This window comes from Arsenophonus sp. ENCA, assembly GCF_002287155.1.
GTDB lineage: Bacteria > Pseudomonadota > Gammaproteobacteria > Enterobacterales > Enterobacteriaceae > Arsenophonus > Arsenophonus nilaparvatae.
This window is the reverse complement of the sequence record NZ_NHNG01000348.1, coordinates 1-6,630: the sequence shown is the minus strand read 5'-3', so window position 1 is coordinate 6,630 and position 6,630 is coordinate 1. Positions and strand designations below refer to the sequence as shown.

Annotated in this window: 7 protein-coding genes and 1 other RNA gene; 5 read left to right on the top strand and 3 right to left on the bottom strand. The window is 38.7% G+C overall.

Annotation, left to right across the window (positions count from 1 at the left end; translation table 11 throughout):
- Positions 1–269 precede the first annotated feature (269 nt).
- The 3 genes from CBG25_RS09250 to zapA all read right to left on the bottom strand — a co-directional run bounded on the left by CBG25_RS09250 (position 270) and on the right by zapA (position 1,618).
- Complete coding sequence (locus tag CBG25_RS09250) at positions 270–860, bottom strand: 5-formyltetrahydrofolate cyclo-ligase (RefSeq protein ID WP_290606189.1); 591 nt, start codon at positions 858–860, stop codon at positions 270–272.
- 130 nt (positions 861–990) lie between these two features.
- Positions 991–1,192, bottom strand: a non-coding RNA gene (gene ssrS / locus CBG25_RS09245) — 6S RNA.
- An 87-nt stretch (positions 1,193–1,279) separates the two neighbouring features.
- Positions 1,280–1,618 (bottom strand): cell division protein ZapA, encoded by a 339-nt coding sequence (gene zapA, locus CBG25_RS09240; RefSeq protein ID WP_290606187.1) that lies wholly within the window; start codon positions 1,616–1,618, stop codon positions 1,280–1,282.
- Between the two features lie 183 nt (positions 1,619–1,801).
- Here zapA and CBG25_RS09235 point away from each other — a divergent pair, with 183 nt between their 5' ends.
- The 5 genes from CBG25_RS09235 (at position 1,802) to CBG25_RS09215 (ending at position 6,537) form a co-directional block, all read left to right on the top strand.
- Positions 1,802–2,377, top strand: coding sequence for a YecA family protein (locus tag CBG25_RS09235; protein WP_290606185.1), 576 nt, complete (start codon positions 1,802–1,804; stop codon positions 2,375–2,377).
- 51 nt (positions 2,378–2,428) lie between these two features.
- Positions 2,429–3,739 (top strand): Xaa-Pro aminopeptidase, encoded by a 1,311-nt coding sequence (gene pepP, locus CBG25_RS09230; RefSeq protein WP_290606184.1) that lies wholly within the window; start codon positions 2,429–2,431, stop codon positions 3,737–3,739.
- A gap of 17 nt (positions 3,740–3,756) precedes the next feature.
- Positions 3,757–4,935, top strand: coding sequence for a 2-octaprenyl-6-methoxyphenyl hydroxylase (gene ubiH, locus CBG25_RS09225; protein ID WP_290606183.1), 1,179 nt, complete (start codon positions 3,757–3,759; stop codon positions 4,933–4,935).
- A gap of 25 nt (positions 4,936–4,960) precedes the next feature.
- On the top strand, positions 4,961–6,196 hold the full coding sequence (gene ubiI, locus CBG25_RS09220) for an FAD-dependent 2-octaprenylphenol hydroxylase (RefSeq protein WP_290606182.1): 1,236 nt from the start codon (positions 4,961–4,963) through the stop codon (positions 6,194–6,196).
- A gap of 212 nt (positions 6,197–6,408) precedes the next feature.
- Positions 6,409–6,537: a hypothetical protein gene (locus tag CBG25_RS09215; protein ID WP_290606191.1), complete on the top strand. Its 129-nt coding sequence runs from the start codon at positions 6,409–6,411 to the stop codon at positions 6,535–6,537.
- Positions 6,538–6,630: the final 93 nt, after the last annotated feature.

The following is a 6,630-nucleotide window of genomic DNA, read 5'->3' as shown; positions in this document are numbered from 1 at the left end:
AATGGGTCAAATGGCCCTAGCCAGGGCAATGTGCGATAGAATCAGTAGCGTGATAATCAAAAAAAATCTAATTATTTAGAATGAAAGCCAAGGGTTAATTGAAAATCTTGAGTTTTTCGAGGTGCCCGTTTATCGTAATTCTTATCAGCATAATATTGCGATGTTGCAACAAAATATTGTTAGGGGAAAGAAACAGTTAATAACAACTATTTGACCATAAGATCTATTGCTGATTTTAATATAACTCTGGTTAATCCCGGTTAAATTGTTTACCAACGCCATCTTTTTGAAGGTGTAATTATTTCTGATAATGGGATATCCCATGGTGCGGTAGGAATTTTATCAACCAATTGGCAGTCATGCGCCAATCCAATCGGATAAAAGTGTTTTTTACGCCAATTGGCAAGCAACCTATCATAAAATCCGCCGCCCATACCTAATCGTTGTCCTTGTTTATCAAATGCGACTAGAGGTACGAACAGAATATCTAACTGTGCTATTGGCATAACATCCATAACATTAAGTGCTGGTTCAGCGATATGAAAGCGATTTTTTATCAGTTGAGTGTCAGGGCGATAGTGTAGAAACAGCAGTTGATGGCAATTGAAGGGATGCAAAACAGGTAGATAAACTTTTTTGTTTTGTGTCCAAAGTTTTTTAATTAATAGATGAGTATTGATTTCACCATCAAATGAAAGAAATAACGCCAAATGGGAGGCAGATCGGATAAGCTCGTGCTCTAACACCAGGTGAGTTATTTTATCTGCTGCGCTATTCTGTTGTTCGCAAGTTAATTGTCGACGATATTGGCGAACTGTTTGCCGGATAATTTTCTGTCGTTCGACTAGATTATTAGACATAAAATTGGGAATTATTAATTTGGTAGCAATAAAATAATACGGTTTTTTATAATTGTATCATTCAACTTTTATTGACTGAAGCATAGTATATTTGAATGGTAACATTGTGAGTATAAAAGTAAGCTCATTGAGGGCCTCCAAGATGCTTTTGCGGGCTGTAACCCTTGAACCCCGGGTTCAAGGTGAACGTAGTATCGTTAACTTTAGGCTTCCTGGTGGCTAGGCTTTCCCTAGCTGACCAGGCATGCACACCATAAACAGATAGCCACATTCTAAGTGATTTCAAATATCGGCTCAGGGGACTGACCCGCTGACGAGCATCTCAGAGAATTCTAAACTATATCTTAGTATCTATTGTATGAAAGTAAATACAGAAAGCAACCTATTCTTACTCTATTTTGGTACCAATGTTGTTTTATTCATCGGTTTTGTTCTAACGGAGTAATTGTTCGTCCAGTAATGCGCGCTTGCTCTTGCAATGCCTGTTCGATCGTATGTTGCAATACACGGATTTTTTGTTCCATATTATCAGTGTAGTCCTGAGTTTTGATTTTTTCTTGCGCAAGTTCATGACAAATGTTTAAAGCGACGATAAAAATAAGTTGCTCGGTATTTGTGACACCAGTTCGATTTTTTAGATCTTTTAGCCGTTGCTCTAGCTCAGCCGCAGACGATTTTAAGGCATTTTGTTGTTCTTTGGGGCAATTAACCCTTAATGTTCGTCCCAAAATTTGAATATCAACAGGTTGTGTAGACATTATACCTTCCTGATTATGTGGGGAGACGAAATAGACAAGTAATATTTCGCTGCCCATAATTCTATTGATGCTATCAGAATAATTATGAGTAATATATGTGCAATTTGTGCACTTATCTAGTATAGCGACCGTCCTTGATGGTAGCATATTACATATCAATATTATTAACGTAACTGAGCAGACATGCCAATACAGAAATCTTTACCTAATTATCAAACTCTTGAGCTTCTATTGCAACAACAGAATGTTGCTTTAACAGCCGCAGAAATGCACGGCTTAATTACGGGCCTAATTTGTGGCGGTAATCACGATTATAACTGGAAAAAGTCAATTTATGAACTAACCAATGATGGATTAGCTTTTTCACAGATATTAACTAATCCACTCCGTGAGCTTTATGACTTTACATTTGCATCTTTAGATAATAATGATTTCATTTTTAATTTGTTGTTACCTGAAAATGATAAGGTGTCTGAGCGAGCTGATGCCTTAGCCGGTTGGGTTAACCATTTTTTATTAAGTTTGGGGGTTACCCAACCTAAGTTGATGGAAAAAAAAGAATTAAAAGAAATTGTTACGGATTTACGCAATATTGGTATGTTGGGTTATGACAAAAATGACGATCAAAATGAGTTAGAACAGGCTTTGGAAGAGATCATTGAGTATGTTAAGGTCGCAGTTCAGCTCTGTTTTATTGCCTTTATGGAGGTAAAAGATCGGCGAATGAAAGCAAAAAACGATAAACCAACATTACATTGATAGGCATAATATTCTAACCTATTTTGTTGTTAATCGCTTGCGGGAGAAGGCATGACTCAACAACCATTTATATCTCGTCGTCATAAGTTATTAAAAAAAATGGCACCTGCCAGCGCGGCTATTTTTTTTGCCGTTCCATCTGCTTTGCGAAATGCAGATTGTGAATATCCCTATCGGCAACACAGTGATTTTCTCTATTTAACTGGTTTTAGTGAACCTGAAGCAGCGTTAGTTATCATTAAATATAATGAAACCTCTAGTGAGAGCATACTATTTAATCGTGTGCGTGATCAAGCGATGGAAACCTGGTTTGGTCGTCGTTTAGGTCAGCAAGCGGCGATTGCAAAACTGGGCGTGGATCGGGCATTACCGTTTGCTGAAATTGATCAACAACTTTATCAATTATTAAATGGTTTAGCCGTTATTTATCATGCGCAAGGTGAATTTGCTTATGCGGATCAGATTGTTGGTTCAGCACTTAATCGGTTAAGGCAAGGTAGTCGGCAAAAATTAAAAGCTCCATCTACTCAACTTGATTGGCGGTCAATGCTGCACGAAATGCGATTATTTAAATCACCTGAAGAACTTACTCTAATGCGTGAAGCTAGCAAAATTTCTGCTGATGCACACCTTAGAGCAATGCAAACCTGCCAGCCTGATATGTATGAATATCAACTGGCTGCAGAAATTGAACATCAGTTTGCCAGTCAAGGCGCAAAATCGCCTGCTTATGCTACCATTGTCGGCAGTGGGCAAAATGCATGTATTTTGCATTACACCGAAAATGATGCCGTGATGAAGGCAGGGGATTTAGTTTTGGTTGATGCCGGCGCAGAATATCAAGGTTATGCCAGTGATATTACGCGTACCTTTCCAGTCAATGGTAAATTCAGCCCACCGCAGCGTGAAATTTATGACATTGTATTGACGGCACTAAATAGCGCTTTAACCTTATATCGACCTGGGGTCACTATTCATCAAGTGATGGCGGCGGTTATAAAGATTAAGATCGAAGGTTTAATTAAGTTGGGTCTTTTGCAAGGCGAGCTAGATAAACTGATCGAAAGTAAAGCTCATTTGCCTTTTTTTATGCATGGTTTAAGTCACTGGTTAGGGCTTGATGTCCATGATGTTGGTGACTATGGAAACAATCGCGATCGTCCGTTAGAGCCGGGTATGGTATTGACCGTTGAACCGGGGCTTTATATTGCACCGGATGCTAATGTGCCTGAAGCTTATCGAGGAATTGGTATCCGTATTGAAGATAATATTGTGATCACTGAAGAGGGTAATGAAAACCTGACAGCGGCTGTTATTAAAGATCCTGATGAGATAGAGGCACTGATGGCAGCAGCAAAGTAGGCAGGGGATTAGAAACGATGAAAGTAATTATTGTTGGCGGCGGTATGACAGGTGCGTCATTAGCACTTGCTATTTCGGCCTTCAGTCAGGGAAAGGTTCAAGTTTCATTAATTGAAGCAAGGTTACCTAATAAGGCACATCCTGGTTTTGATACCAGAACAATTGCATTGGCTTATGGCACTAGCCAACAGTTTAATCAAATTGGTATCTGGCACGGATTAAAAAAATATGTAACGCCAATTACTAATATTCATGTTTCTGACTATGGCCATGCTGGCGCGGTAAATATGTATGCCAAAGATTATTCCCTTCCTGCACTTGGTTATGTTGTTGAATTGCAGGATGCAGGAAATTACTTATTTGAGCAGCTTAAAAAAGCGCCGGGTGTTGAATTATATTGTCCTGATGAAGTTATTGCTGTTGAGCGCACAATTGAGCATGTATTAGTCAAATTAACGAGTGGTAAAGTTTTAACCGGACAGTTATTAGTTGCTGCTGATGGCAGCGATTCCACGATAGGTAAGATCAGTCAAATTGAATGGCAACGCTCGTCATACCAACAATGTGCAATTATTGCTAATATTTTAACTAGCCAAGCACCACAGGGCCAAGCCTTTGAGCGTTTTACCCAACATGGTCCGTTGGCAATGTTACCTATGTCTAAAGGGCGTAGTGCATTGGTTTGGTGTCACCAATTGGAAAACCAGCAATCTATTATACAGTGGAGTGATGACCAATTTATGACAGAATTACAAAAATGGTTTGGCTGGCGGTTAGGTGAAATTAAGGCCGTTAGTGAGCGTTACTGTTTTCCATTGTTACTTTCGCAAGCGAAAAGATTGATTAGTCATCGATTGGTTTTAGTTGGCAATGCAGCACAAACTTTACATCCTATTGCTGGTCAGGGGTTTAATCTTGGTATGCGTGATGTCATGATCCTTGCCAATATAATTAGTGAAGTAGCCAATCATGGTGGTGATATGGGAGCTTACTCGGTTCTTATGCAGTATCAAATGCAGCGTCATGATGATCGTCAAAGCACCATAAAGTTAACCGATAACTTGGTTCATTTATTTTCCAATAATCATCTAATTTGTGCTATCGGCCGTAATGTTGGATTAATGGCACTGGAAACACTACCACTTATGCGTGACATTTTAGCCCACCAAGCAATGGGACGATCGTTTCATCTCTAGCTATTAAAGAAGGAATATTTTCACTATGCAATCGTTTGATGTGGTTATTGTGGGTGGTGGTATGGTTGGCCTTGCTCTGGCTTGTGGATTACGGGGTTGCGGGATGAGGATTGCTGTTATTGAAAATTCTCCGGTGCAACATCAATTTGATCCGCAACAAGCGCCTTCACTCAGAGTGTCTGCTATCAATGCAGCAAGCCAAAAATTACTTGATTATTTAGGTGTTTGGCAAACCATCGTGCAGAAACGAGCTGGTAGTTATCAGCAAATGGAAGTTTGGCAGCAGGATAGTTTTGGTCATATACAATTTGATGCCAAGCAGCATTATTTACCTGGTCTCGGATATATCATTGAAAATTCGATTATTCGTGGATCATTATGGCAACAGGCTCAATCAAGCAAAGATATTACTTTATTAACAGACAATAGATTGCAAAAAGTTGTTTGGGGCGAGAATGAAGTATTTATGACTTTTGATAATGAGCAAATGTTGACGGCAAGGTTGGTAGTTGGTGCTGATGGTGCTAAATCATGGTTAAGGCAAAAAGCGGATATTCCGCTTAGCTTCTGGGATTATGAACATACGGCATTGGTAGCCACCATTCGAACTGAGATGCCCCATATGTTAACTGCTCGTCAATCTTTTCATAACGATAGCATTTTAGCTTTTTTACCGCTACAGGATCCTCATCTTTGCTCAATTGTTTGGTCATTACCGGCAATGCAAGCCAATAGACGCTTGAATTTAGAGGTTTCTGCATTTGAAAAAGAGTTAAGTGTAGCTTTAGATATGCGCCTCGGTTTTTGTCAGTTGATTAGTGAACGTCAGATTTTTCCACTTATTGGCCAGTATGCGCGAAATTTTGCCGGTCAACGTATTGCTTTATTAGGTGATGCTGCTCACACGATACATCCTTTAGCAGGTCAAGGGGTAAATTTAGGCTTTATGGATGTTGCAGAGTTGATTGGACAATTACGGCGTTTGAATAGCTCAGGTAAAGATATTGGGCAGTATTTTTACTTACAAAGTTATGAACGTAAACGTAAACATAGTGCTGTACTGATGTTGGCTAGTATGCAAGGGCTCCGGCAATTATTTGATGGCAATAATCCAGTAAAAAAAATGGTTTGTGATGTTGGATTACTGTTGGCTAATACACTACCAGGCATAAAACCAAAATTGTTAAGCTATGGGTTAGGAGCACATGATATGCCTGAATGGTTAGCAAAAGTCACGACAAATTCCTCAGAAATAGTGTAACTTATCGCTGGATTGCTCTTAATCTATTGTTTTACCGGGAATAACACTACTGGTTTGAAATAGTTGTTTCAATTAATTTAATTTAGCAATTTGGGTTATTATTTTTACTACTGTAGTTACTCTGTTTTTCAGCTCAATGTTTTACTCTACTAATAGGTACTTTGATTTAACAATTTAATTTGTCTATACCTATTAATGAGGAAAATAGAACAATGACGATAAAACAGACTTCATTATATCAGCAGCATTTAGCATGTAATGCAACCATGATCGATTTTCATGGCTGGCTGATGCCATTGCATTATGGCACGAGTTTCGCAGTCTCTAAAAAAGAAGTATAAATTTAAAAACAAGAAAAAATCAGGATGTTCATATTTTGTCCGGTTATCCATGCATTAAAGATATCTATAAAATATTCTTGCAAGTAAGCAGTG